Source organism: Flavobacterium lindanitolerans, from assembly GCF_002846575.1.
Lineage (GTDB): Bacteria > Bacteroidota > Bacteroidia > Flavobacteriales > Flavobacteriaceae > Flavobacterium > Flavobacterium lindanitolerans.
The window spans coordinates 1,011,775-1,037,445 of the sequence record NZ_PJND01000007.1 but is presented as its reverse complement, the minus strand read 5'-3'; the positions used below and the strand labels follow the sequence as shown (position 1 = coordinate 1,037,445).

General features: G+C 37.6%; 26 protein-coding genes. 6 read left to right on the top strand and 20 right to left on the bottom strand.

Features of this window, described 5'->3' with window-relative positions; genetic code table 11:
* Nucleotides 1–80 precede the first annotated feature (80 nt).
* Nucleotides 81–905, top strand: coding sequence for a translation elongation factor Ts (gene tsf / locus B0G92_RS04590; protein ID WP_056068006.1), 825 nt, complete (start codon nucleotides 81–83; stop codon nucleotides 903–905).
* Nucleotides 906–986: 81 nt separating this feature from the next.
* Entirely contained in the window at nucleotides 987–1,544 is a 558-nt protein-coding gene (locus tag B0G92_RS04585; RefSeq protein WP_101471245.1) for a DNA-3-methyladenine glycosylase I, read from the top strand.
* A gap of 16 nt (nucleotides 1,545–1,560) precedes the next feature.
* Here B0G92_RS04585 and B0G92_RS04580 read toward each other — a convergent pair whose 3' ends face one another.
* The 4 genes from B0G92_RS04580 to B0G92_RS04565 all read right to left on the bottom strand — a co-directional run bounded on the left by B0G92_RS04580 (nucleotide 1,561) and on the right by B0G92_RS04565 (nucleotide 4,396).
* Nucleotides 1,561–2,379: a M23 family metallopeptidase gene (locus B0G92_RS04580; RefSeq protein ID WP_101471244.1), complete on the bottom strand. Its 819-nt coding sequence runs from the start codon at nucleotides 2,377–2,379 to the stop codon at nucleotides 1,561–1,563.
* The gene (gene aat / locus B0G92_RS04575; RefSeq protein ID WP_101472024.1) at nucleotides 2,379–3,020 is read right to left on the bottom strand and encodes a leucyl/phenylalanyl-tRNA--protein transferase; all 642 of its coding nucleotides are present in this window, start codon (nucleotides 3,018–3,020) and stop codon (nucleotides 2,379–2,381) included. Before aat ends, B0G92_RS04580 begins: the two co-directional genes overlap by 1 nt.
* A gap of 68 nt (nucleotides 3,021–3,088) precedes the next feature.
* Complete coding sequence (locus tag B0G92_RS04570) at nucleotides 3,089–3,466, bottom strand: DUF3127 domain-containing protein (RefSeq protein WP_056068001.1); 378 nt, start codon at nucleotides 3,464–3,466, stop codon at nucleotides 3,089–3,091.
* A gap of 51 nt (nucleotides 3,467–3,517) precedes the next feature.
* Nucleotides 3,518–4,396, bottom strand: coding sequence for a flavin reductase family protein (locus B0G92_RS04565; protein WP_101471243.1), 879 nt, complete (start codon nucleotides 4,394–4,396; stop codon nucleotides 3,518–3,520).
* A 129-nt stretch (nucleotides 4,397–4,525) separates the two neighbouring features.
* Between B0G92_RS04565 and B0G92_RS04560 the strand changes: the two genes are divergently transcribed.
* On the top strand, nucleotides 4,526–5,674 hold the full coding sequence (locus B0G92_RS04560; RefSeq protein ID WP_056067997.1) for a sensor histidine kinase: 1,149 nt from the start codon (nucleotides 4,526–4,528) through the stop codon (nucleotides 5,672–5,674).
* Between the two features lie 54 nt (nucleotides 5,675–5,728).
* Here B0G92_RS04560 and B0G92_RS04555 read toward each other — a convergent pair whose 3' ends face one another.
* Nucleotides 5,729–6,118, bottom strand: coding sequence for an HIT family protein (locus B0G92_RS04555; protein WP_056067995.1), 390 nt, complete (start codon nucleotides 6,116–6,118; stop codon nucleotides 5,729–5,731).
* Between the two features lie 38 nt (nucleotides 6,119–6,156).
* The gene (gene greA, locus B0G92_RS04550) at nucleotides 6,157–6,633 is read right to left on the bottom strand and encodes a transcription elongation factor GreA (RefSeq protein ID WP_056068452.1); all 477 of its coding nucleotides are present in this window, start codon (nucleotides 6,631–6,633) and stop codon (nucleotides 6,157–6,159) included.
* Between the two features lie 166 nt (nucleotides 6,634–6,799).
* Here greA and B0G92_RS04545 point away from each other — a divergent pair, with 166 nt between their 5' ends.
* Both B0G92_RS04545 and B0G92_RS04540 read left to right on the top strand, forming a co-directional pair.
* Nucleotides 6,800–7,228 (top strand): Rieske (2Fe-2S) protein, encoded by a 429-nt coding sequence (locus B0G92_RS04545; protein WP_056067993.1) that lies wholly within the window; start codon nucleotides 6,800–6,802, stop codon nucleotides 7,226–7,228.
* A 1-nt stretch (nucleotide 7,229) separates the two neighbouring features.
* The gene (locus B0G92_RS04540; RefSeq protein ID WP_101471242.1) at nucleotides 7,230–7,703 is read left to right on the top strand and encodes an SRPBCC family protein; all 474 of its coding nucleotides are present in this window, start codon (nucleotides 7,230–7,232) and stop codon (nucleotides 7,701–7,703) included.
* Nucleotides 7,704–7,762: 59 nt separating this feature from the next.
* Here B0G92_RS04540 and B0G92_RS04535 read toward each other — a convergent pair whose 3' ends face one another.
* The 6 genes from B0G92_RS04535 to B0G92_RS04510 form a co-directional block, all read right to left on the bottom strand.
* Complete coding sequence (locus tag B0G92_RS04535) at nucleotides 7,763–10,006, bottom strand: TonB-dependent receptor (RefSeq protein WP_101471241.1); 2,244 nt, start codon at nucleotides 10,004–10,006, stop codon at nucleotides 7,763–7,765.
* Between the two features lie 233 nt (nucleotides 10,007–10,239).
* Nucleotides 10,240–10,641: an alternative ribosome rescue aminoacyl-tRNA hydrolase ArfB gene (gene arfB, locus B0G92_RS04530; RefSeq protein ID WP_101471240.1), complete on the bottom strand. Its 402-nt coding sequence runs from the start codon at nucleotides 10,639–10,641 to the stop codon at nucleotides 10,240–10,242.
* A gap of 2 nt (nucleotides 10,642–10,643) precedes the next feature.
* Entirely contained in the window at nucleotides 10,644–12,758 is a 2,115-nt protein-coding gene (locus tag B0G92_RS04525) for a DUF4301 family protein (protein WP_101471239.1), read from the bottom strand.
* A complete protein-coding gene (gene pnuC, locus B0G92_RS04520) occupies nucleotides 12,713–13,342 on the bottom strand; it encodes a nicotinamide riboside transporter PnuC (RefSeq protein ID WP_101471238.1) in 630 nt (209 codons plus the stop codon). Before pnuC ends, B0G92_RS04525 begins: the two co-directional genes overlap by 46 nt.
* Entirely contained in the window at nucleotides 13,335–14,072 is a 738-nt protein-coding gene (locus B0G92_RS04515) for a phosphoglycerol geranylgeranyltransferase (RefSeq protein WP_101471237.1), read from the bottom strand. The genes pnuC and B0G92_RS04515 overlap by 8 nt, the downstream gene beginning before the upstream one ends.
* 5 nt (nucleotides 14,073–14,077) lie before the next feature.
* Complete coding sequence (locus tag B0G92_RS04510; RefSeq protein ID WP_056067979.1) at nucleotides 14,078–14,722, bottom strand: 4'-phosphopantetheinyl transferase family protein; 645 nt, start codon at nucleotides 14,720–14,722, stop codon at nucleotides 14,078–14,080.
* Nucleotides 14,723–14,912: 190 nt separating this feature from the next.
* Here B0G92_RS04510 and ahcY point away from each other — a divergent pair, with 190 nt between their 5' ends.
* A complete protein-coding gene (gene ahcY / locus B0G92_RS04505; RefSeq protein WP_056067976.1) occupies nucleotides 14,913–16,229 on the top strand; it encodes an adenosylhomocysteinase in 1,317 nt (438 codons plus the stop codon).
* A gap of 140 nt (nucleotides 16,230–16,369) precedes the next feature.
* On the opposite strand, the gene B0G92_RS04500 is transcribed toward ahcY, so the two are convergent.
* Genes B0G92_RS04500 through B0G92_RS04465 form a run of 8 tightly spaced genes read right to left on the bottom strand, consistent with a single transcriptional unit; the run spans nucleotide 16,370 to nucleotide 25,587 of the window.
* Complete coding sequence (locus tag B0G92_RS04500) at nucleotides 16,370–17,026, bottom strand: hypothetical protein (RefSeq protein WP_101471236.1); 657 nt, start codon at nucleotides 17,024–17,026, stop codon at nucleotides 16,370–16,372.
* Complete coding sequence (locus B0G92_RS04495) at nucleotides 17,023–18,564, bottom strand: hypothetical protein (RefSeq protein ID WP_101471235.1); 1,542 nt, start codon at nucleotides 18,562–18,564, stop codon at nucleotides 17,023–17,025. The genes B0G92_RS04500 and B0G92_RS04495 overlap by 4 nt, the downstream gene beginning before the upstream one ends.
* Nucleotides 18,548–19,441 carry a hypothetical protein gene (locus B0G92_RS04490; protein WP_101471234.1) on the bottom strand — a complete coding sequence of 298 codons (894 nt, stop codon included), beginning with the start codon at nucleotides 19,439–19,441 and terminating at the stop codon, nucleotides 18,548–18,550. The genes B0G92_RS04495 and B0G92_RS04490 overlap by 17 nt, the downstream gene beginning before the upstream one ends.
* Before the next feature lie 40 nt (nucleotides 19,442–19,481).
* Nucleotides 19,482–20,093 carry a hypothetical protein gene (locus B0G92_RS04485; protein WP_121366399.1) on the bottom strand — a complete coding sequence of 204 codons (612 nt, stop codon included), beginning with the start codon at nucleotides 20,091–20,093 and terminating at the stop codon, nucleotides 19,482–19,484.
* Nucleotides 20,078–21,589 carry a hypothetical protein gene (locus B0G92_RS04480; RefSeq protein WP_101471232.1) on the bottom strand — a complete coding sequence of 504 codons (1,512 nt, stop codon included), beginning with the start codon at nucleotides 21,587–21,589 and terminating at the stop codon, nucleotides 20,078–20,080. Before B0G92_RS04480 ends, B0G92_RS04485 begins: the two co-directional genes overlap by 16 nt.
* Nucleotides 21,590–21,603: 14 nt before the next feature.
* Entirely contained in the window at nucleotides 21,604–22,194 is a 591-nt protein-coding gene (locus tag B0G92_RS04475) for a hypothetical protein (protein ID WP_056067965.1), read from the bottom strand.
* Complete coding sequence (locus B0G92_RS04470; RefSeq protein WP_101471231.1) at nucleotides 22,145–23,731, bottom strand: PAAR-like protein; 1,587 nt, start codon at nucleotides 23,729–23,731, stop codon at nucleotides 22,145–22,147. Before B0G92_RS04470 ends, B0G92_RS04475 begins: the two co-directional genes overlap by 50 nt.
* A gap of 20 nt (nucleotides 23,732–23,751) precedes the next feature.
* Complete coding sequence (locus B0G92_RS04465) at nucleotides 23,752–25,587, bottom strand: type VI secretion system Vgr family protein (protein WP_101471230.1); 1,836 nt, start codon at nucleotides 25,585–25,587, stop codon at nucleotides 23,752–23,754.
* Between the last annotated feature and the right edge of the window lie 84 nt (nucleotides 25,588–25,671).

The window sequence follows — 25,671 nt, the reverse complement described above, 5'->3', positions numbered from 1 at the left end:
GTTGATAATTTAATAAACTTGGGATTTGGAATTTAGACTTTGGAATTTTTTATTTTTAACCCTTAAAAAAACACACTAAAATGGCAACTATAACTGCTGCAGATGTAAATAAATTAAGAACCCTGACTGGTGCCGGGATGATGGACTGCAAAAAAGCGCTTGTTGAGGCTGACGGAAATTTCGAACTAGCTATCGAAAACCTACGTAAAAAAGGCCAAAAAGTAGCTGCTAACAGATCTGATAGAGAATCTACTGAAGGTGCTGCTATCGCTGTTGTAAATGCAGACAAAACTTCTGGTGTTGTAATCTCATTGAACTGTGAGACTGACTTCGTTGGAAAAAATGAAGGTTTCGTAAAGTTGGCTACAGATTTGGCTAACCTTGCTTTAAACTTCCAGACTAAAGAAGAATTTTTAGCAGCTGATTTCAACGGAATCACTGTTGCTGATAAATTAATCGAGCAAACCGGAGTTATCGGAGAGAAAATCGAAATCGGTTCTTTCGAAAGATTAGAAGGTGCTTTCGTTGGATCTTACATCCACGCAGGTAACAAAATCGCTACTCTAGTTTCTCTTTCTGCTAATGTTCCTGGTGCTGAAGAAGCTGCCAGAAACGTTGCTATGCAGGCTGCTGCTATGAACCCAATCGCGTTAGACGAGGCTGGTGTTGATGCATCTATCATTGAAAAAGAAGTAGAAATCGCTAAAGATCAATTGCGTCAGGAAGGAAAACCAGAAGCTATGCTAGATAACATCGCTAAAGGTAAAATCCAACGTTTCTACAAAGACAATACATTGGTAAACCAGGATTACATTAAAGACGGTGCTGTTAGCGTTTCCGGATATGTAAAATCTGTTGACCCAAGCTTGACTGTTACTGGTTTCAAAAGAGCTGCTTTAGGATAATCTCCTGAACACTATCTTATATACTGATCCCGCTTCTTCCGAAGCGGGATTTTTATTTATATTTGGAGTAAAATCGAAGCAATGGAAAAAATCAGATGCAGATGGTGTGTTGGCGACAGCCTATATGAAAAATACCATGACGAAGAATGGGGCGTTCCTGTTTATGAGGACCAAAAACTATTCGAATTCCTTACCTTAGAAACTTTTCAGGCCGGTTTGAGCTGGATTACCATACTTCGAAAGAGAGAAAACTTCAAAAAAGCCTTCGATAATTTTGATTATAAAAAGGTAGCTCAATATACCGAAGAAAAAATTCAGGAACTTTTACAGGACACAGGAATTATCAGGAATCAGCTAAAAATACGTGCTGCCGTGACCAACGCCCAAGCTTTTATGGAAACACAAAAAGAATTCGGAAGTTTCTCAGATTATATCTGGAAATTTACCGGAGGCAAGCCCATTATAAACAATCCAAAAACATTGGCTGATGTTCCCGCTACAACTCCACTTTCTGACGAAATCAGCAAAGATTTAAAAAAAAGAGGATTTAAATTCGTTGGTTCTACCGTTATTTATGCACACATGCAGGCTACAGGAATGGTAAACGACCATGTTGGTGAATGCTGGACCAAAAAGTAAGGCCACAGCATTCTCATCATTTTTTTACGACATCTCCGGGTTTTAAACTTCCACTTTTGTAATTCTCTGCAAAGTCAATCTCTATAGGTTCAGATTTCCAATCTGTATTTCTGAAATAGGCAACAAAATGCAAATGAGGAGTTGTAGTCCAACCTGTCATTCCGCATAAGGCAATAGGCTGTCCTGCTTTCACAAAATCACCTACTGCTACCTTTGCACCATTCTCTTTTAAATGTACATATTCTGTAAACAGACCCGTTTCCGGATGGTAAAGCGTGATAAAATTGGCATAATCTTTCCATGAGCTGTTTTTGCCATAATATTTATACTTATCGACAAGACCCACAACATAACCGTTGGCAGCCGCACATACAGTATCACCAACTTTTAAATCAAAATCCAGGGCTAGTTTTGACAATCCTTCATTATGGGAAAAGTTCCCGTTATGTCCCTGTACTATCTTATATTGTTTACCTTTCCGAAACGGTAAGGACAGCTTATTATCTTTTGGATAGCTGATGGCGTTACCCAGCATATAATTTGCCCCGGCAGTATATTCTTTACGCTCTAAAAAAACACCAGTCCTTCTCTTTTCTTTGGGTTCCAGCACTACAATTCCTTTGTTTTCAAAACGCTTATTTAAAGAAGAATCATTTAAGACTACCCGCACCGGACATTCCAACCTGTTGTCCAGCGTAATAATCAGGCTGTCACCTTCTATTTTCTGAGAATAGCCTAATGGATATGCATTAACCTTTACATCTGGCAGTTTAACCGAATTACAAGCGTATAAAACAGATAGCAGCAACCCAATAATTATAGTGTTTTTTCTCATCAATATTCTTTTTTAAGAATCGCCATAAAATCTTCTCTCGAAATTTCCCTGGCTCCCAAACTTTCCAAATGGCTATTATGAACCTGGCAATCCAAAAGTTTATAATTTTCCTCCTTTAATTTCCTGACCAACGAAACAAAAGCTACTTTAGAGGCATTGGAAACCTTGGAAAACATACTTTCACCACAGAAAACATGTCCCAAATCAATACCATAAAGCCCTCCAACCAGTACTTCATCCTGCCAGACTTCTACAGACTTTGCAATTCCCATTTCATGGAGTTTCACATAGGCTTCAATCATCTGTTCAGAAATCCACGTTCCCTGCTGACCGTCTCTGCTGATTGTGCTGCAGTTGGAAATAACATCCCTGAAATTTTGGTTGAATGTTACTCTGAAAATACCACGGTTCAATATATTCCTCATGCTTTTAGAAACTTTAAACTCATCAGGAAACAAAACCATTCTTTCCGGCGGCGACCACCAAAGAATAGGCTCATCATCATCAAACCATGGAAAAATCCCGCTCCTGTAAGCCAATACAAGCCTTTCTGGCGACAAATCACCGCCAATTGCCAATGTACCATCCGGATTAGCTTCTTCCACCGGAGGAAAAAACAATTCTTTGCTAAGGAAATACAATCTCATTTTTTCTTAAAGTCACAAAAAAACCGCAATAGTTGCGGTTTTTACAATTTTCTATTTTTTAATTAGAAAGGCAGGTCGTCGTGCTCTTCTTCTTTATAGTCATTTGCCGGCTCAAAAGCCTCTCTGGCTGGCATTGGCGGTGCTTGTTGAGCAGAAGGTGCTTCAGGCTGCAATTTTTCAATTCTCCAGCCTTGGATGCTGTTAAAATATTTGGTTTCACCTTGTGGATTTACCCACTCTCTTCCTCTTAGGTTGATTGAAACCTTTACAGGTTCACCTGGCGTATAATTATTCAACAAATCGCATTTATCCTGCGTAAACTCAATCATGATATGTTGCGGATACTGTTCGTCTGTTGTAACGACCAATTCTCTCTTTTTAAATGACGCACTAATTTGCTGTTCGGCATTTATTACCTTAACTCTTCCTGTAACTTCCATAATCTTCTATTGTTTTTGTTATTTATATGGCTTGTAAATTCAGCCGTCTCATTATATTTTTTCAGACAACAGCACTTTCCATGCCGCCATCACTTCATTATTGTCAAGATATTCCTTTGCCTTTAAATGCACTTTTTCCTGATCGTCAGAACTTAACACTCCTTTTACGGCAAAATTCTGGTCTACAAATATAGCAACTTCTTCGCTTGTAGGCAATGCTTCAACATTCCCCAATTTGCCTAGATCATTACCATCAAAAACCGGGCTTTCTTTTATAAAATCCGGAATCTGGTCTACTCCAATACCCAAGGTTGTCAATGGTTTTTCAACTTCAAACAATCCCATATTCGAACGTGAATACCAATTTCCTCCCAAACGCGAAACCAAATCGATTTTATGCTGGTCCACACTTCCGTTTTCATCTAAAATCTTCTCATCAATATGCATCTTAACGATTTCACAGATAATCAGATTTCCGGCTCCGCCTTCTGTTCCAAGGCTGATAATTTCCTGTATCTTGCATTCAAACTGTACGGGAGATTCCTTTACGCGATAAGGCTTTACCAAATCCGAAGGAATAGCCGTAAATCCGGCTTTTAAGAACTCATTTACTCCATCTCCATATTCTGTACTTGCCAAAGATGCTTGTTGTACCATATCATAAGTAACAACATTGATGACTACTTCACGGGTAGCTTCGGCATTAATCAGCGTATGTTTTATAGTATTGTCCCGGACTCTCCTTGAGGGCGAAAAAATCAAAATTGGCGGATTCGCACTGAAAAGATTAAAAAAACTAAACGGTGACAAATTCGGTTTTCCGTTATGGTCCATCGTGCTGGCAAAGGCTATTGGCCTTGGTCCTACTGACCCCTGAAGATATCCCTGCAATTTTGCTGTCGGGATTTCCTTCGGTATTATACTAATCATAAAATTCTGCGTTTAAACAAAAGTAATAAATTGCATCAAGAAGAATAAGCGAAGTGTTTATGATTTATAAACAGTTTCAAAATTTGACTTTATATCTTTTGCTTATATTTATACCTCAAAATAAAATTTATGCAGTTTTCTGAAAAACGAAATGTCACTCGCTGGATTATTATCATAATCTCTTTTATTATCATTTCCCTGATTCTTTGGAACACTTACACTTTCTTCCAGATTTTTAAAAACGAGGAACATGTCAAAATGCAAATTTGGGCTACTTCCTTAAAAACCATCAATAACGCTGATTTGGAAAATGATGATATTGAACTTCCAAGACAGATTGTTGATAAAAACACAACTATCCCGATTGTATGGACAGACCAGAATGGAAATATCAGAGGGATGAGAAATATTGATGACGAAATTGCCAATGATTCTATTAAGGCCAAGGCTTTCTTTGAAAATTTCAAAAATGAAAACGAGCCAATAGCTCTTGAATTACCCGGAGAAACCCAATATGTCTATTATGGAAATTCATCACTTTTAAACAACCTGAAATATTATCCTATAGCCCTGTTTCTGATTCTGGTTTTATTCGGGCTTTTAATTTTTAATTTCTACCGCGCCAGCAGAATGGCTACCCAAAACAAGCTGTGGGCGGGTATGGCAAAAGAAACGGCCCATCAAATTGGAACGCCACTTTCCTCATTGCTTGGATGGATTGAAATCATGAAAGCAGACAATGTTGACGAAACTACCGTTACGGAAGTGGAAAAAGATATTGTAAGGTTACAGACCATAGCAGACCGGTTTTCAAAAATAGGGTCAGAACCGGTTTTGGAGGAAAAAGATATTATTGCAGAAACAGAACAGTCGTATGACTACTTGAAATCAAGATTTTCTAACCAGATTAATTTTTCGTTTAAGGCGCCAAACCATCCTATCATGACTTCAATCAACCCGATATTGCATAGCTGGACGATTGAAAATCTGGTCAAGAATGCCATTGATGCCATGAAAGGTCGCGGCGATTTATCGATTGTTATTGAAGAAGACAGCCGTTTTGTAAAGATAAAAGTGAGTGATTCCGGAAAAGGAATTCCTAAAAAAGAATTCAAACAAATTTTCGAACCCGGATTTACGACCAAAAAACGCGGTTGGGGACTGGGACTTTCCTTGACAAAGAGAATTGTTGAAGAATACCACGATGGAAGAATCAAAGTATTTTCATCAGAATTAGGAAAGGGAACCTGTATGCTGGTTAGCTTAAGAAAGCTATAAAAAAAGCCGCAAATTCAAATTGAATTTGCGGCTTTTATACTTTTTAAAAAGAATTTACAAATTGGCCTGGATTTCCTTAGCCAATGCTTCAAATTCTTCTTTAGTCAGTTTTACTTTGTTTTGGAAACGCATTTCATCCATTTCGTTAAGCGGAATCAAATGCACGTGCGTATGAGGCACTTCAAGTCCTATTACGGCCATACCTATTCTTTTGCATACCACAGTTTTTTCCAATGCTTTTGCTACTTTTCTGGAAAATTTCATCAATCCCAAATAATGGTCTTCATCCATATCAAAGATTTTGTCGATTTCCTTTTTCGGAATGCACAAAGTATGACCTTTGGCATTTGGATTCACATCCAAAAACGCAAGATAGTCTGCATCTTCGGTAATTTTATAGGCAGGAATTTCTCCGTTGACTATTTTAGTGAAAATCGAGCTCATTCTTTTTAGATTTAGGATTAAACTTTAAATGATTAGTATTAGTCTCTGGTGATTTCTAAAATCTCAAATTTCAGGATACCGTTTGGCACCGTAATTTCTGCAATTTCGCCTACCGATTTACCAAGCAGTCCTTTTCCGATTGGTGATGTCACGGAAATTTTTCCCGATTTCAGGTCGGCTTCGCTTTCTGCAACAAGCGTATATTTCATTTCCATACCATTGGACTGGTTCTTGATTTTCACATTGGACAATACCAAAACTTTAGACACGTCAAGCTGCGACTCGTCAATCAAACGTGCATTAGCATAGACTTCTTCCAGTTTTGAAATTCTCATTTCGAGCAAACCCTGAGCTTCTTTAGCCGCATCATATTCTGCATTTTCAGACAAGTCTCCCTTATCTCTAGCTTCAGCAATAGCCTGTGACGCTTTTGGGCGTTCAATACTTTTTAGCTGTTCCAGTTCCTCTTTCAATTTTTTTAAGCCTTCCGCTGTATAATAAGATACGTTACTCATAATTTCGTCGTTTATATAAAATAGAAAAAATCCCATCACGACGGGATTTCTTTTCACAAAGATAGTATTTTTAATTCAATTTAATATTTAATACTGCTAGTATATAAAACCAAAGTTAATTAAATTAAATTTGTTTCAACAAATTTATAGAACAGAAATTTTTGCTATGAAAAAGATTATTGTCCTTTTGCTTATCGGCATTGCGATTTCAGCATGCTCCGACAGCAAAATCAACAACCGGAATCCTTATATCCCCAACTATTCTTTTAGCGTCGATATCAATTTAAATCTTCCGCTTTACAGCGACCTGCAATATACAGGAAACGGCAAGCTGATTACGCTTAATGGCGCCGGTGCCAACGGTATTATTGTTTTTAATGCCGGAGCCGGAAATTTCAAAGCTTATGATGCCAGCTGCCCCAATCAATACGCCAGTAGCTGTTCGAGACTTGTAGTTGAAGGAATCAATGCTGTTTGCCCATGTGATGATGTGATGTACAGTCTGTTCACCGGACTTCCGAATGCCGATGTTGAATATCCGCTAAAGCCTTACCGAATCCAGGTTACGGGAAACGTTATCCGGGTGTATAATTAAAATGCCCAGAATCTGTTTAAAAACTGCAATTACAGCTCCGCTGCATATCGTTTTTGACCTATCCAGGAGTATAGACCTGCATACCATTTCGACAGAACAAACTCAGGAGAAAGCCGTGTCTGGCAAAACTTCAGGGTTAATCGGATTAAACGATACTGTGACATGGCGTGCAAAACATTTAGGATTCACGCAACATCTGACTTCCAAAATAACCGACTATAATCGTCCTTCTTTTTTTGCCGATGAAATGATTAAAGGTGCTTTCAAAAAATTCCGGCACGAACATCATTTTGAAACTGATGGCAATCAAACCCTGATGACCGATATTTTTGAATATGAATCGCCTTGGGGTATTTTGGGAAAATTAGCCGATTTTATTTTTTTGGAAAACTATTTGCGTTCCTTTTTAGCTCAAAGAAATAAGGTTATAAAAGAATTTGCCGAATCGGGCGAATGGAAAAATATCCTGAAATAAAAAAACCTGACAGGTTATAGATCCTGCCAGGCTTCGGGAAATAATTAAAAAACTAATTTTTAAAACTTCAATGTCATTCCTGCCAGGAAATTAATCCCTGCCTGTGGAAAATATCCGGCTCCTTCGATTGTTTTTATAGTACCCGGATTGGAATAATCGTCATCATAAGTATAGAAATAACCATTTGATTCATATTCATAATCAAAAATATTATTCACCAGCCCTGAAAAGATAATCGATTTAAAAACCGTATTGGTTTTAATTTCATAAGAAATATTCAAATCGTTCACAGCATAGCTTTTCAATTTTGAGGCTTTTGAATCAATATTACCCATATATTGGTCTCCTACAAATTTTGTCAGAAGTGAAACCTGCATGTTTTTTACAGGCAAAAACGTAATGGCATTACCAAAGATTACATTTGGTGAAAAGGCGATGTCCGTATTCCCCAATTTTTCCAGGATTCCATCACGCTGAAAAACAAAATCTTCATTTTTGTTAGTACTTATGGTAAGATTTGGACGGAAAATCCATTTCTCTGCTATAAAAAGAGTAGCATCGATTTCCAATCCAAGCCTGTAACTTTCTCCGCTATTTTGGCGTATTGGCGCTCCAACATCGTTTAAAGCACCTGTCAGGACAAGCTGGTCCTTATATCTCATGTAATATCCGTTGACATTGATTTTTGTCTTAGGCGAGCTGTATCTCCAGCCCAATTCAAAATCATTCAGCTTTTCAGGTTTTGGATTTCCGGATTCGTAGTCGCTTCGGTTTGGTTCGCGGTTCGCACGGGCATAGGAGAAATAAATATTGTTTTCGTCATTGACAAGATAAGTAATACCTGCTTTAGGGTTAAAGAAATTAAAGTTGTCATCCACAAGACCGGTGTCTGCCCCATTGGCTTTATATCCTACATTTCTGTATTGCAGGTCTCCAAAAAGACTCCAGTTTTCATTCAGCCTGTAATTGATTTTTGCAAAAACATTAAAATCGGTTTTGGTCGAAAAATCGTCATAGTATTTAAAATCATATTCCGGAAGGATAACACTTCGCGTCCACAAAACATTCCCAAAATGGCTTCCTTCATACTTATTCCAGCCACCACCTAAGATAAAATCTATTTTTTCCTTTTTATAGTTTGCAGAAAATGTAGTTCCGTAAAAATCATTATCCAGCCATTTTCTTCGAATCAGGTCGCTTTTCTTTATTTCTACACCATCAATTATCTGTGGTTCAATTCCATATTCTGATAAATCCTGCTTCTTTTTGTAGTTTTCATAATACCCTTTTCCTTTTGTATAGTGAAAGGCAAGGTTTGTGCTCCAATTGTCTGAAAAACGCTCGTTCCAGTGCAACTGATAATGGTCCTGGTCGTAGTTATCCGTCTCATTATCGTAGAAACGCGTTACACCGTTATCATCAACATATTCTCCTGCCGTATTGTAAGTCCTGTCATTTTTAAGCTTTTCCGGATCTTCGAGTCCGTTCCAGGCCTGATATGTTTTTTCTTTTCCTCCAAACACCAATGCTTTTATTAATGTCGAGTTGCCTACATATGTTCCCTGAAAGAAATAGGATTTCAAATCTGATGATGCCCTGTCAATATAGCCATCAGATTTAATATTAGAAACGCGTCCGGCCAGCTCAAAATGGTCTTTAATCAATCCGCTGCTGAATTTCAGTGTATGCTTTCTGGAATTAAAACTTCCAAAAGAGTTGGAAATTTCGCCATTGGCTTCGGTTGCATACGAATCGGTAAGCAGGTTCAAACTGGCACCAAAAGCTCCGGCTCCATTGGTAGAGGTTCCTACCCCGCGCTGCAATTGTATGTTTTGAACGGATGATGTGAAATCGGGCATATTGACCCAGAAAGTACCTTGCGATTCAGAATCATTGTAAGGAATTCCGTTGAGTGTTACGTTAACTCTTCTGGAATCAGAACCTCTGACACTGATTGCTGAATATCCAATTCCGTTACCGGCATCGGAAGTCACTACCACAGATGGCAGATAATTCAACAAGGCCGGAATATCCTGCCCTAAATTTCTGGATTCCAATTCTTTTTTGCTAATGTTACTGAAAGTAACGGGAGTCTGCGCCGTAACTCGTACGGCAGAAACCAGAACCTCATCCAGATTCCTGGTTTTTGTAGTGTCGGAAACCGTTTTTTCCTGTGCAAAAAGAGAGGCTGAAGCAAAAATTGCAATTCCGGCCATTGTTTTGGCATCAAGAAATGATTCCGGCAAGCTTAGGCTCTTTTTCTTTTTTGGCCCAAACTCATTTTTTTTGAATAAAGTTTTCATTCGTAAATTTTCTTACGAATAAAAGGGGTAATTATTCTTTGTTTAAATTAATTGATTGTACTTAACGACAAGTTTTAAGCGTGCACTCTAAAAAGTTGTCATTCTCCCTTGGCAGCATTACCCGCCCAGGTTCGTTGGGTATAATCTCAGCTCGTTATTTAGAGCACCCCTTTGAGACAGGGCAAAGATAGAAAAGTATTAAGATAAAGCAGGCTTGAATCGGGATTTTTTAATCAAAAGTCAGGTTTTCTTCTGGACTCCTTTTTTTCAGACAGTTTTCTTTTGTTCTGGATTCGTTTTTTAATAACAGCTTTGGGCACTTTTGTGGCCTTTCTTTCCTTTGGGACAATAAGATTCTGCTGTAGTAAATGGAGCAGTCTTTTTATAGCAATCTCCTTATTTTTTAACTGGCTTCTGTCTTCGTCGCTATTCAGGATAAGTATTTTATCATTGGTAAGCCGTGGTGCCAGTTTTTCTTCCAAAATCGCAATTTCTTCTACCGAAAGTGCTTTTGAGTTTCCCAAATCAAAAGACAGGACAATTTTGGAGGAAACCTTATTGACATTCTGTCCTCCTGCCCCGCTGCTTCTGACAGCCTTAAACTTAAGCTCTGATATTATTTTTTCCGTATCCAAAATTATTGCGGCTGATGTGCCGGTTTTAGTAAATCGTTTACTGTTTTTACCGGATTAAAAGTAATGAGGGGCACTTCTACAAAAATGGTAATCCATTTTGCCATAGCTCCGTTCCAAAGCCCCGGCAATTCATAGGCCTTGATTGGTTTTCCGTTTTTATTTTTTTCTACAATAAAACCGCTTTCATTATCAATAAACTCTTTCAAATCAAATTTTTCACCTCTGTAATCTTTTGTACCACAAATGAGGTCGACAGGATTAAAATGTGTTGCGCTTGACAATATTTTAGCCTGCGCAGGATTTTGCATATCGACTTGTGAGGATTCTACTATCTGCAAAGAAGCATTTCCTTTTGCATCTCTCACCCAAAACGGACCGCCGCCAGGTTCTCCTTCATTTTTGACCATTCCGCAAACACGAATTGGCCTGTTCAGGATTTCCTGAAGATGACTCACTTTATTTTCACGTGTATATTTCTGGAAATCGGCATTGATAACAATCTGAAGTTTTGACTTTACAAATTCTACGATTTCGTCAATTGTTTCTTTTTGGATATTTTCCGTTGACAGCACCTTGAGAAAAGCAAAAATCCTGTCCTGAAATTCCAGCAGGATACCCGCCAATGCTTTTTTATACAAACTGATAATATGGATGTGGTTCTGGATTACATTGTCAATATTTTTTATAAAAATAACATCCGCAAACAGTTGATTAAGATTTTCTATCAGGGCACCATGTCCACCCGGCCTAAAAAACAAACTGCCATCATCCAGACGGAACGGATTGTTTTGAAGGTCGACTGCTAGAGTATCTGTTGTTTTATGCTGATAAGAATAATCCACATGAATCTGCACATTTGTATTGGCTTCTACCTTTGGCTTGACGTCATTTATAATTTTATCAAAGGAGTCCTGATGTTCTTCAGAAATTGTAAAATGCAAACCGGAAATGCCTGACGAAAACGCATACGAACCGCTTTCATTCAAATGTTCTTCTATTGGCGTGGCAATATAATCGCCATATTGATGAAAAGGCAATACTGCTTTAGGTTTGGAGGCAAAATCAAAATGATTGGATGAGAGCAATGATTTTACAAAATAGAAAAAACGCATGTCTTTGTCCCATTGTTTATACTCGGGATATTTCACCTGCGTATATTCCAAAACCGTTTTATGGAACGGAAATTTTTCTATACCAATCAGGAAAACCGGCATAGCCCCACAACGTTTTCTGTTGATATAGGCATTTATGGTTTCACCGCCCAATTTGTATTCATTGACAAATTCATTCAGGAATTTAAACATTCTGCTGGCCGCCCCTGAGGCAGGTACAAACTTCTGAATTTTCAGCCTTCCTTTTTTAGATTCAAATAGATTGGCATAATAAACCGCTTCTTCTTCAGAAAGTGGCATAATTCCATCTGTTAATGAAGCCGGCCTTTCTAAAACTGCTTTTGGAATGCCCGTATTAAATACTTTAAGATAATTCGCTACGGTATCAATTTTTATTCCCTGATTGTATATCTGCACAAAATCGTAAGAATCAAATCCCAATGCTTTTGATTTTTCCAAATCTTCCAGAATAGCAATTGCCTTTTGCAATCTTTCTTCTTTATTCCCGGAAAGCAGTATATAGGGTTTTTTATTTTCAATCAGGGCTTCTTCAAATTTCCGGATAAGCATTTCTCTTTCATCAGGCTTATCCCGCAAATCGTCCTTTTCAAAAGGAACGTCAATGTCTGTTAAGAAAAAAAGGTCGTATTTGTGCTTTCGGGCAGCCTTATCCAAAGCAGAATCACAGAAACTGTAATAGATTTCCGAAAAGACTTTGGTACACATCAGATTCGTATCGGCAAAAAGATATTTACCGGTTTCAGACAGGGCTTTATTTTCGAGTTGCATTTGCCCGATTGCAATAGGAAGCAAATCTTCCGGTTGGCAAATTTCTTTGGAACGATTCCATTTTTCCTGTAAATAGGCACGGGCAAATTCGGGAATCCATACCGACTCAAAATGTTCTGCCAATTGTTTTGCTAATGTAGTTTTTCCGGTAGATTCCGGTCCATACAATGCTATTCTGATTTTATCTGTGGGCTGCTGTTTAAGATTTTCCTCCATTCTATGTAAGCTAAAATAGCCAAAATTGTAAAAATTACATATTGCAATGACAACATCCCCAATCCTCTATAGGCATACAACGGAACCGCTATGAAATCTGCAATAATCCATAGTGTCCAATTTTCAATCTTTTTCATTGCCATATACCACATTCCCGTAAAAAACAATCCTGACGTAAATATGTCGATATAATTCTCTGGTTTGATTTCCTTACCGAACAGGTGATATACCAAATATGTTACAACAATAGTAAGAAAAAATAACAACATCCCAATAATTTTCTGCTTTGTATTTGTCCTTGAAATCTTGACAACATAGTCATCTTCTTTCTTCCTTGACCAGTTAATCCAACCATATATACTCATAACGGAGAAATAAATATTAAGCGTCATATCGGCAAAATAGCCTGCTTTATAAAGCAGATATACCGTGATTACTGTCGCAATAATACCCGTAGGATAGACCCATATATTTTCTTTTTTGGCAAAATAAACACTTAGGATTCCGGTAATAAAAACTATAGCTTCCAGGATAATATCAATAACCGGCGTATTTTTATAGGCATTGAGGAAAAAATCAATCATGAAGCATCAGGTTAGAATTTATAAAAAAATTGGAGTCATTTTCAAAAGCAGTCCCTATCACTACCAAATCTGCTCCGGCGGCATAGGCATCTTCAATTCCCTGGATGTCTTTTATGCCTCCACCTACAATTAATGGTATTTCTATGTTTTTTGAAACCAGAGAAATTGTTTCTAAAGGAACTGAAAGTTTTGCGCCGCTTCCTGCTTCCAGATAAACCAACTTGTTTCCTAAAAATTCGCCCGCCAATGCTGTAGCTACTGCAATATCTGAATTGTGCCTAGGCAATGGTATTGTCTTACTCACTGAAGCTACCGCAGTCTGGTTGCCACCATCAATCAATATATAACCTGTAGAAATAATTTCCAGATTGGTTTTTTTTAAAATTGGTGCTGCCTTGACCTGATGTTCAATTAAAAAATCCGGATTTCTGCCCGACAGCAAAGTAAGGAATAAAATGCCATGGGCTTCAATGGAGATTTGCGACGGGTTGCCCGGAAAAAGCAAAACAGGAAGTGCCGTTTTCTGTTTTAATTCCCGGATGATTCCATCAATAGTATTGGTAAGCACCAGGCTTCCACCAATAAAAATATGCGTAGCCGGGGACTGATTTATCTTAGGAATGATGTTTTGTAATGAATCCTTAGAAATCTTATCGGGATCGAGAAGAATGGCCAGAAGCTTTTTTTTCTCTTTTTTGGACTTTAGTATTTCGTTATAGATGTTTTGCATTGGGCTTACTGATTTCCTTTTTGAAAGGCATATACAAGCGTATAATTTTCGATTTCTTCAAAACAGATATCAAATTCTATATTTAGGTTTCCAAAAGTCAGAAGTGCTTTTGCTTTTTTTTCTGTCATTTCAAAAGGTGCCACAAAAATATGGTCTTTGAAGCTGATTCCTTTTTCATTACGGATTTTAAAAATGGCTTCCTTTACGCCCCAGATTACGGTTAATCTGGAAACATAATCGTCTTTTTTTTCTTTATCCAGAAATCTGAATTCGCTTTCGTCAACAAATTTTTCTGCGATAAGCATTACTTTTTCGCGGCGAAGCTCAATATCTATCCCCACATTTTCATCACTTAGGATAATTGCAGAAAAATCAAACGAATGGGTAATAGAAATATGGGTTTCATTTTCGAGATGTGGCTTGCCAAATTCGTCATAATGAAGTTGTAAGTCATTATGTCCTGCCTCCTGAAGCAATTTCCTGACGCTCAGGAAAGCCCTTTGGTGTACTTCTGATTTCATGGATTGCAGTCTGCCAAGCGTTTTTTCTTTCAATAGGACTTGAGAAAAAAGCTCGTCAAAAGGTTCCGTGATTTTCCAAATCAGGACTTTTATGGACGGACTAAAATGTATGACTTTATATAAGGGCATTTCTAATTATAAAATAAATCAACCTTGCGGTTTTATATGAGAACCTCAGAAGCAAAATTCGTGGCAGGCTTTAATAATCAAACAATTACCTCTTATTAAACAAACCTTAAATAATTTTTTCCGATTATTTTAATAAAAAGTAATTCCGTAAATTTGCAAAAAATTTGATAATACAAATATATACAAATAGATGAGTACAACGACATTACCTTTTGTGGCTTACAAAGTGAAAGATATTTCTCTTGCAGCTTGGGGAAGAAAAGAAATTGAATTAGCAGAAGCTGAAATGCCAGGATTGATGGCGCTTCGCAGAGAATATAAGGACGAACAGCCTTTAAAAGGTGCCAGAATTGCAGGTTGTCTTCACATGACAATCCAGACTGCGGTGTTGATTGAAACATTGGTTGCTCTTGGAGCTGAAGTAACCTGGTCATCATGTAACATCTTCTCTACGCAAGACCAGGCCGCTGCTGCAATTGCTGCTGCAGGAATTCAGGTTTATGCCTGGAAAGGACTAAACGAAGAAGAGTTTGACTGGTGTATTGAGCAAACTTTATTCTTTGGTGAAGACAGAAAACCATTGAACATGATTTTGGATGATGGTGGTGACCTGACTAATATGGTTATTGACCGTTACCCTGAATTGGTTGCCGGAATCAAAGGTCTTTCTGAAGAAACTACAACAGGAGTTCACAGACTTTACGAAAGAATGAAAAACGGTACATTGCCAATGCCTGCAATTAACGTAAACGATTCTGTTACTAAATCTAAATTTGATAACAAATACGGTTGTAAAGAATCTGCTGTTGACGCAATTCGTCGTGCAACTGATTTGATGTTGGCCGGAAAAAGAGTTGTAGTTTGTGGTTATGGTGACGTTGGTAAAGGAACTGCTGCTTCTTTCAGAGGTGCAGGTTCTATTGTAACTGTTACTGAAATTGACCCAATCTGTGCTTTACAGGCTGCTATGGACGGATATGAAGTTAAAAAACTGGATACTGTTATTGCTAATGCTGATATTATCATCACTACAACAGGAAACAAAGATATCGTGGTAGGTAAGCATTTCGAAAAAATGAAAGACAAGACTGTTGTTTGTAACATTGGTCACTTTGATAACGAAATCGATATGGCCTGGTTAAACAAAAACCACGGTGCTTCAAAAATCGAAATTAAGCCACAGGTAGATAAATATACTATCAACGGAAAAGATATTATCATCCTGGCTGAAGGACGTCTTGTAAACTTAGGATGTGCTACAGGTCACCCAAGTTTTGTAATGAGTAACTCTTTCACAAACCAGACTTTGGCTCAAATTGAGTTATGGAAAAACAGTGCTGCCTACAAAAATGAAGTATACATGCTTCCTAAGCACCTGGATGAAAAAGTAGCTGCCCTTCACCTGGCAAAACTAGGTGTTGAGTTGGAAACTTTAAACGAAGAACAAGCTGCTTACATTGGAGTAGAAGTTCAAGGTCCGTTTAAGCCTGAATATTACAGATATTAATCTATTTTAGATTTCTGATTTAAGATTTTGGAATAACGAAATCATCTTTTATCTATCGTCTATTATCTTTTATCTTACTTAATATTCTGAATTTAGATTTAACATAAAAAAACCTCGCCTAAAGCGGGGTTTTTTAGTTATTATAGTTTGGCAAATTTGCCGTCAGGCGTGATTTTATATTTGAGGTATTCGGCAAAAGTAACACCTTCTTCATCCGACTTAAAATCTTTGAGATGGATTATCCTGTCAGAATCAATATAAAAATATCTTGCTGACTGCCCTAAATCGCTTCCGTTAAGGTAGGACACAGGTAATTTGTCAATCACTTTTCCGTCTTTAATGCTCAATAATACATTCTGGGTTTGACTTTCGGGATATTCGCAGGTCTTACAGTCTATTTTACCTTCATAGAGTACGGAAACTATTTTGAAGTTTTTGCCATCAAAAACCTGAGCGCTTTTGATTTCTATTTTTGACTTCCCGTTTTTTATTTCATTTGAGGGAATGAAGTCTTTAGCTATAAAAGTTTTTGCTTCAGTATAATTTATTGCAATTGTGCTTCTGGCGGGATTGTCCTTATCCTGAAATAAAAAAAAGCTCATCTTATTATATAAAGAATCCTGTAAGGCATCACCTCTTGACCAATCGGCAGGGAATTCATGAAGTACATCTTTGTCTCCATAAGGCAGATTTACTTTAGCAGATTCACTTATTTTTTTGACAGTACTGACCTGACTGATACTTTTACTACAGGAAAGAGTGGCTATAAAAACGAGTATGGGAACTATTTTTCTCATTGGTAGATGTTATGAATCGAGTTACTGTCAAAATCTCCGGAATGCAAATGGTCATTGTGGTCTCCCGCATATCTGTGCGCATTTCGTAGCCAGGCCTGCTGTGTTGTTCCGGCAATTACCTGGGCAAAATTCCAGTCTACGAAAGCATTTAATAAATCCTGTTCGTTTTGTCGGTTGGCCAGATAGCTCGTGTCTACGCTATCTCCATTGGGGTGTGCCAAACTAGGATAGCTGGTTGCATCGCCAAAACACATCCCTGTTGAATTTACACCTGCTAATCCGTATTGCGATAAAACACCTACAAAAGCTGCGAAACAATCCGGATTACAGAATCGTCTTTGCGTATTGGAAAATCCATAGGCAATAACCCTACCGTTTACAGTAACATTAAGCGTATCCGGCATTCTGACCAAAGGCACATTGGTTCCGGAAGCCGTATAGCGGACAATCCTGAGTGCGCCCGGAAAGGCTCTGGCATTTCTGTCGTTTCTGTGCGTTCCGGTTGTGACGATAGCATTTGCAAAAATATGGTTGGTTTGGGCCGCACCTCCGGCAGGAGCATTTTCTGTACGAAGCGCCCCAGGCGGCACTGCTCCAAGTTGCTGTCCGTTATTCCTGCCCATGACTGATGTTTTGTCACAGGTAGCAATAAATACTTCATTGCCATAAATATCGTAATGGTAATAGGTAACCTGTGTCGAACTTGGATTTTCAAGCTTGCTGATTTTCCTCCTGACCGTGCCGTTCATAGGAAGGAAATTATAGGTGCCATCTGTGTAGGTATTTCTGTTGTTGGTTCTTCCAGATAAAACTCTGGCGTAGATTTCATAAAAATTCCTGTTGCCAACCCGAAATCTTCCCTGAGCATCACTATTGAGGAAAATACCCGCTTCTTTAACTTCTTCTGTACTGTCAGGACCGTAAGCGCAAGCCTCATTGTCTGTTCTTTCCACGACTACTTCCAGATTAGCCGTATGTGTAGCAGCAGCCGCTATATTGGCTGCCCAGGTGTTGAAATCGGTTCGTAAGGATGGCCTTAGCTGCAGTTTTATAATGGCTTTGTTTTCATGGTCTGCCAGATTGGTATAATGGTCGTGTGAACCGGATGGATTTTCGGTTGTTCCCTTATTGTTCAGGGCATCAAAATTGCCAACAACAGCAGTCATTTTCCTTCTTACCTCAAAATTCTGGGTTGCCGGATTGAACCACATCAGATTCAGTGTTTCTGTATTTCCTGTCAATGTATTGTCTGCCGGACGAATCACAGCATCTATAGACAAGGTTGCCATATTTTCGGTTTCGATAACCAGATAAACAGTCTTACCCAAAACAGAATCATATGGCAGGTTTTGTCCGCCTTCCTGCTGTGCATGGAGGGAATCTATTCGCGTAAATGCCACATTTGCTCCTTCTCTCGTAACAGTCTTTTTTGCAAAATAAACACGGGTTATCTTTTGCAGGCTATCGTCTGGCGTAACTGGCGAATACGGCGGATTCAGCGTTACTGTTTGTCCTGTATCATCAATTGTTATCGGCATCGTTTAATTCATTTAATTGATAGCTTATTGTTTTCCTATAATTGTTACCGAGTGAAAACTCAATCTCGATACTCGCTTTTTTAACCGTTCCGGTATTCATATTAAAAATAAAACTGCCTTCATATTTGTCAAGGCTGGGTTTGTCTTTTTCAGAATCAAATGAAATTTCTTTCTTTTTTATTGACTTAAAAATCATGTCGTTGTAGAATGGCGCAATCATTTTTCCCTTTACTCCAACTTCGAGTTCCCGTTCTTTTAATTTTATTTTTTTTACCCGGGCTTCTTCCCCAATATTAACGACCGCATTTTCAACAAAATTCAAATACCTTACACTTCTTTTTTTCACCGATAAAGGCGTATATCTGTCATAAAACGGATTCAGAAGCAGACCATGCTGTCTGTAGTTTTTTATATCTAAAAGAATCCTTCTATCGTTGCTGTAAAACTCCCTGAGATATTGAAACATTTCTTCTACTTTAGGCCCAACATTACTTTTGGCTAATCTTTCTATTTTTTCTTCCAGCCTTTTTTGAATCTGATGCTGGTTTACTAATTTATTGATATTTAAATGCTCGTCTGTTTCTAGAATTATATCATCATTTACCTCAGCAATACGTCCTAAAAAATCTTTCTCAGTCAGTGAAACGGTTCTGTTTTTATACTCGATATCAAAGACTTCCAATTGGATTAGATAGGTTTCAAAATCTTTTTTTAATATTGTTGAGTGTATTGTTTTATTAACTTCACTTTTTAAAACATTGCCGTTTTCTGTGGTTATTTCCATCATTGAAAATTTATAAAACTGCAAATGCTCTTCAAGATACAAGCTGATATCTAATTCTTTTATGCCTTCAACTGTATCGGTAATATTTCGCATAGTAAGACTTTTGCTTTTGAATTATGAAATTTAAAAACGATTACTCCCAATTCATTTTAACACCTTTTTTTCTGTTGGCTATGCATTCTTCAATTGTATATTTTACCGGGCAATCAAAACAATCTTTAGTTGCAAAAACATAGCCGTCATTTAGTGTAATTGTATCTTTAATTTTAATCTTCTTTTCGCTTTGGCATATTGAGTTGGCCTGAAATGATTCATAGTCATTTTCTCCAATTTTTATATCCTTTGAACCATAACTGTAAGTCAGCATTCTAACAATATAATCTTTGTTCACCTCTAGTTCATAAGCTTTGGAAGAGGATGTGCTTGAATATTTAATGACCGTATTATTACCATTTTTGACGACTTTGTCAATGGCAAAATCCTGTTCTAACACGGATTGATTATTGATAACCTTATTTGAAACCGGAACTTTAATTTTTATGTCTCCAATTTTGTTTATTGTATAACATGCTTTGCAATTATAGGTTGTTGGTTGGGAAATTTTACCAATGACCTTGTTGTTTTCATATATCAAAGTTGAATCTGCAACAAGAGTGTTTTTCTCTGTTATATTGTGATTTTGGGCCTTGCATGAAAGCAAAATCATACAAGTAATCAATAAACTGATTGTTATCTTCTTACGCATTCGGTATCGTATTTAAAAAATTCTCTAGTCCATTTCGTATAATTCTTTCTTTCAGCCAAATTATTTTCACCACCATTAATAGCCACAGTAACTAACCTTATATTTTCATCTTCTAGTCCTTTATCCATTTCGGTCAGGGTAGTTGGCTTATAAACCGTAGAAAACCATCCCGCAGAATTAAATGCATGGAATAATTCCTGAGATATTTTTTTTGCAAACGTTTTTAAACCATCATAAAAAGCGGTATCTAATCCTGCAGTAGTAGCGGCCGGCCTCTTTGCAACACAATCGCCAACACTTTCATAACCGCTCCTTGTGGCTATATAGGTATCATAAAAGGTGGTTGTATTGATATAATCATAGTAAGCCAGGTAATTGTAATCATGCGTTATTTGCTTCATACCTCTACCCTGGAAATCCACTCCTCCTTTATAATTGTCAGGTACAGAAGTTCTGCTTTCATAAGTGTATGTAAAACTTATCGTTTCTAAATACATCTGCCCTATAAAATGAATTTTTCTTTTGCATGTATTAATGTTGAATTTTTTAAACATAGCATTCATTTCATTGACGAATAATTGAATTTTATCTCTATTGTCTGAAATTTTACCGGTAGAAATAGAAATCTCGGTTATTTTTTCACTTCCGTTATTAAAGAAATGGTCTCGTTTGCTTACATAATTTTGTTTGTCTCTGAGATGATAAATCAGATTTATCATTTCATCCACGGTGATATCCCTATTACAATAACATGGCGTTCCTAAAACTTCAAATCGTTCCTGTTCTTTATTTAAGAACTCATGTGTTTCATCAGGAAATTTTATTTCGTCTGAGGTTTCTGTCACTTCCCCTTTTAAATATACAAAAGCATTTTTACCGGTTCTCTTATCAAATTTTTCTACCAGCTTTTTTAAATCTGCATCCGTTTTGGGCCGTAACGTAATTTCCTGCTCGTATTCACTTTTATCTTTTGTAATTGAAAATTCAACCTTGTCTTTTTCCTGATCTCCAATCAAAAATTTAACCGGGGCATCATAAACAGCTTCCGGATTGGCCAATTTGTTTTCATTGATTTGAACCGTCAGTTTTGCCTTATCACCATGACAATTTGCTACGATGTAAACCTTTTTCCCAATCGTTGCTTTTGGAATTTTTACCATTTCAAATCCATCTTCCTCTTGTTCTTCCCAGGTTACTTTTATCTGATCATTTGGTTTTAAAGCCGCTGTATGATCAGGATCTGTCGCCAGATTCCGAATGGTCTTTTTTTCGGCTTTAAAGGTATCTGTATATTTTTTTTTGACATCGGCAATTTTTCCACCTTTATTTACCGTATAGGTTTCTTCTTTGGGTGTCCATTTAAATTTCTTCTTTTTTTCGGCAAAATAAATGGCAATAACATCCACTAAATGATCAACAACATGTGGCGTATCATATACTTTTTGATTCGGATTTGCTGAATACGATTCGTTATTTTGTTCTTCACTTTGTGCCATTGCAATTTGGTTTTTTAGTTGAAGTCACTTCCTTTTTTATAGTGGGATTTAATTTTCTTTATGAGTTCCGTCCTTATTTTAGGATTCAAATCACTCATGGATTTATTTAAATCTGCATTCAGAACACAATCGTCTTCTTCTGTGCATTTAAAAGGAATGTGATACAAATATTTTTTGTCGTTATATAAAATAATATAAGAGAGCTTTTTCTCCGAATCAGAATTACTGCAATAGGAGAACGGAATAAAAACTACCCTGGCTTTTTTTAAGTTATAAAACCAAATGTTTTTCTCACTAAAAGCAATCATTTCCATTTGATAATCCGGATCATCGAATTGCACATTTAAGGAATGCTTTTTGTTTTTGAGGCTTACATCAATCATTGTTTTATGACCATCAAAAGGAGGCTCATCAGGATTACATAAAGCATTTACGTTTACTGTCAACCTGTTCATTCCGTTGCAATCTTTCCATTCTTTAGAAATTGAAATCGAATCAACTTTTACGACTTGTGATACAACTTCATTTGGAAGAAAAGCAACCAGTAATAAAAGCCTAAGTAACACTTTCGCCTTTAAGTTCTCTATAATAGATTGGTAATTCATAATCTTCTTCGTTAATTGTATACTCTATTGGATAAACACTTGAATTTCTTACACTGTAAGCACTAACTTTAACGGCATCTCCCTGATTCCCGCCTAATCCAAAAAAATGGGTTCCTTCCTTATTTTTAGCTACGGCAAAAGTGACATGTTTTTTATTGTTTACGACACATATGGAGCCCAAAGCTAATTTGCCGCCATTAGTAGTTTTAGCCCAAACCGGATCATCAAAATGGTCTGGCAATGTGACCGTTTTTCCGTCTTTTACCACTTTCTTATTTCGGTATCTCGTATTTGTGTGTCCATAACTGTAAGCTCCGGGATCACATTGGGCAGAAAAACTGTTTTGGGTCAAGCACCAGCCCACAAATGAAGCGCACCATGCATTGGTAATCGTTGCACAGCCGGAAGGTTTGTGTTCCCTGTTTACCTGATGGTAATCATTAATGATAGTATTGCAATGAGTGGCTTCTGTTACTCCTTTTTCCATCTCTTTTCTGGCTGTTGTAAGCCATGCCTGTTCTTTGTTTTTTATTTTGAAATACTTGCCCTCTTCTTTTAAGAAGGCATTTTTGGTACCTGAACCACTGTCAACTCCCATGTATTCCACATTAGGTTCTGAGCAATTTATTTCTACATAAACCAACGCTTCTTTACTGGCATCGGCTGCAATGAGTTTTGCCAAATCAAATGACAAATCATCCGGTTTTTGGTTGAGCATTAATTTTAAAATGCCTTTATCTTTAAAAGTATCTTTATTTGATAATGTAGCATCAGACGCTAATTTTCCTATTTCCACTTCAAATTCATCTTTTGCTTTTACATTTTTATAGTTTTCAGGTTTTGTAATGGCATCAATATCTTTTAAATCAATAAAGCTTATTGCGGTATCCACATCTGAAAGTACTTTTCTGACACCGCTTTTTATTTTTACTTTCAATTTTTTTCCAGCTAACCCAACGGTTTCTATAACTAAGGCAACACCATAACTTAATCCGCGTTCATCTACTTTTGTTAAATTGAAAGTGGTGACATTCTTTTCCGTTTTTAGCTCAAATTTTGCGAAATAGGCATTTATGATTAGTGGAGATGGCTTAATCGCAATACTTTCAACATTGGGTATTGGGCTTGCTACTGCCGTATTAAATTCAGGATTGCAGGTTATCGTTGATTCTTTGACCAGCACTTTCTGGTTCTGTACCTCAGTAGTTCCCAGATTTTCCCATGGACTTAATTTTATCACGCTCATACAGGGTGGCGGCTGCATGTTTCTTGCAGGCCATTTGGGATGTCCACAGGTTCCTTTAAATTGAAGGTTGATCATATTGTTGCCATCGCCTTGTGTAGCCCATAATTGATCCTGAAGCCTCAATTCGTTCGAAGTTACTTTTAATTCGCCCAACTGTTGTGCATATTCACATTTTAGCTTGGCGCCATGCATGACTACTTCTCGCTTTTCTGAAGGAGAATCTCCGGAATCCTTTTCTTTTCGTTCCGCTCTTTTCTTTTCGAGTTGAGCCTTGTGTTGTTCTGTAGCCATAACTTATACTATAAATAAGATTATCCTTTACTAACTTTCACATCTTTACCGCCCTGGATTACCGTTAGCGTAGTTCCTCTCAATTTTAAATCACCTTTAGAAGTCTGGATATCCGAATTTCCTGTAATCTGCCTGTAACTTTCTCCAACATTGTCGGTTTTATTATTTTTAACCGTAACATTTTTATTTTCAGAAGATTGAACATAGTTTTTCCCAATAGTTTCTGTTTTATTGCTACCAACAGAGATATTTTCGTTGGCACCTATTGTGGTGGCCATGTTTTCTCCAACATTGATATCCAGATTTTTGCCCACCGTTATTTTCATGTTATTGGGCGCATTGACATCAATATTGCCTTGCCCGTCCATAAGCCAGGTATTTCCGCTCGGGTCTTCAATAAATACACTTCCGGCCGCATCGTCCATGATAATTTTTGTTCCTGAACGGGTCTGGATTACTTTTTTGTCGTTTCCTGACGTGCTGTATCCGCTGGAAGCGCTTCCGTTATACATTGCTCCCAATACAAAAGGTTTTTCTGCATTGCCGCCTTCAAAAGCCACCAATACTTCTTCGCCAACTTCAGGCACAAAATAAAATCCTTTGCCACCACCGGAATGTGAGTTTACCATTCGTATCCAAGGCGTACTTTTACCAGCATCTTTCTGCCAGGCGAAGGCTACTTTAACGCGTCCGAGTCCGGCAGGATCAGCATTAGAAATCACGGTTGCCGGTTGTGATTCAGCTGTTGGAAAACTATGTACATTTCCATAAGGCGGAGCAACAACACTTTCCGGAACAGCATCAAAAGTATTATGATAGGTGCCCGACTCATCACAAACATGCATGATATCGGTAATGATATAATTTCCAAAATTCTGCTCCTGCAGACCATCCAGAATATTTCCAGTCAGGGAAAAAGCAGGTTCCTTAATCGATACTACATCACCAATACGCAAACCGGTCTCATCGGATTCACCTTTGGCCGTAACCATATCTGCGGTTCGCGATTGCAACTGCGTGGTAACACGGTCGATCAGATGCGTTCTGGAATTCCCTTCTTCTAAAGAATGGGAATACAGCATGGTAGAAGTGTTTGTAAAAAGTTTTTTGGAGGACTCAAAAATCGCTTTTGAATAGCCATCCTGAGGTTGGTAATCTACTTCGGCCGAGCTGGCTTTCTGAGTATCTCCATTGGATGGGTCATAACCAAGGTATTCAAATCCGAGTGATTTTGCCCTCATCTCAATATTGAAAGAATGCAGGCTTCTTCCGTAGTCCAATGTGAAGTTTTTAGATTTCGGTTTGCCAAACTGTAGCTCTTCACCATTAAAAAAGAACCATTGTCCTTTTTTTTGCGCTATCCTGCAAAGGAATGAGAAATCACTTTCCGCATATTGAACGGTATAAGGCAGTGCTGTGTCTTTTGAAATTTCTACAGTCGGTTTCAGACTGTCTCCTGAATAATCTTTCAATATTTCCTTAACTATTCCTGATAAGGTTTCGTCATTGAAGGAACGGGTGTTTGGCGGACCTTCCAGTAAAATTGTAGGGCTATAACCATTAATAATGATACCGCCTGAAGCTCCGGACGTCCTGATCATTTGGGCTTCTGTGATGATTCCGTTAAAAATCAACGGAGAATTTGTCATCATGTTAGAGGGCTTGATATTGATAGTGACTGACTGCCCTACATATTTTTGAGCCTTGTCTATAGCCTGACTTACAAATTCTTTTGGAAGTGGCTGCAAAATAGAAAAATGATGGTGCGAATGCACCTTCTGATTGATGACAAGTTTAGAAAAGCGGGTCAGGTTTTCTCCCCCAATCTGAATCTGAATCTGAGTGCTGATCGACATAGCATTAGATTTTAATGGTTAATAGATTTCGAGGGGGAAGTTTGTCGAATTATGTGTAGTGAATTTACTGTTTTTATGGCTTAA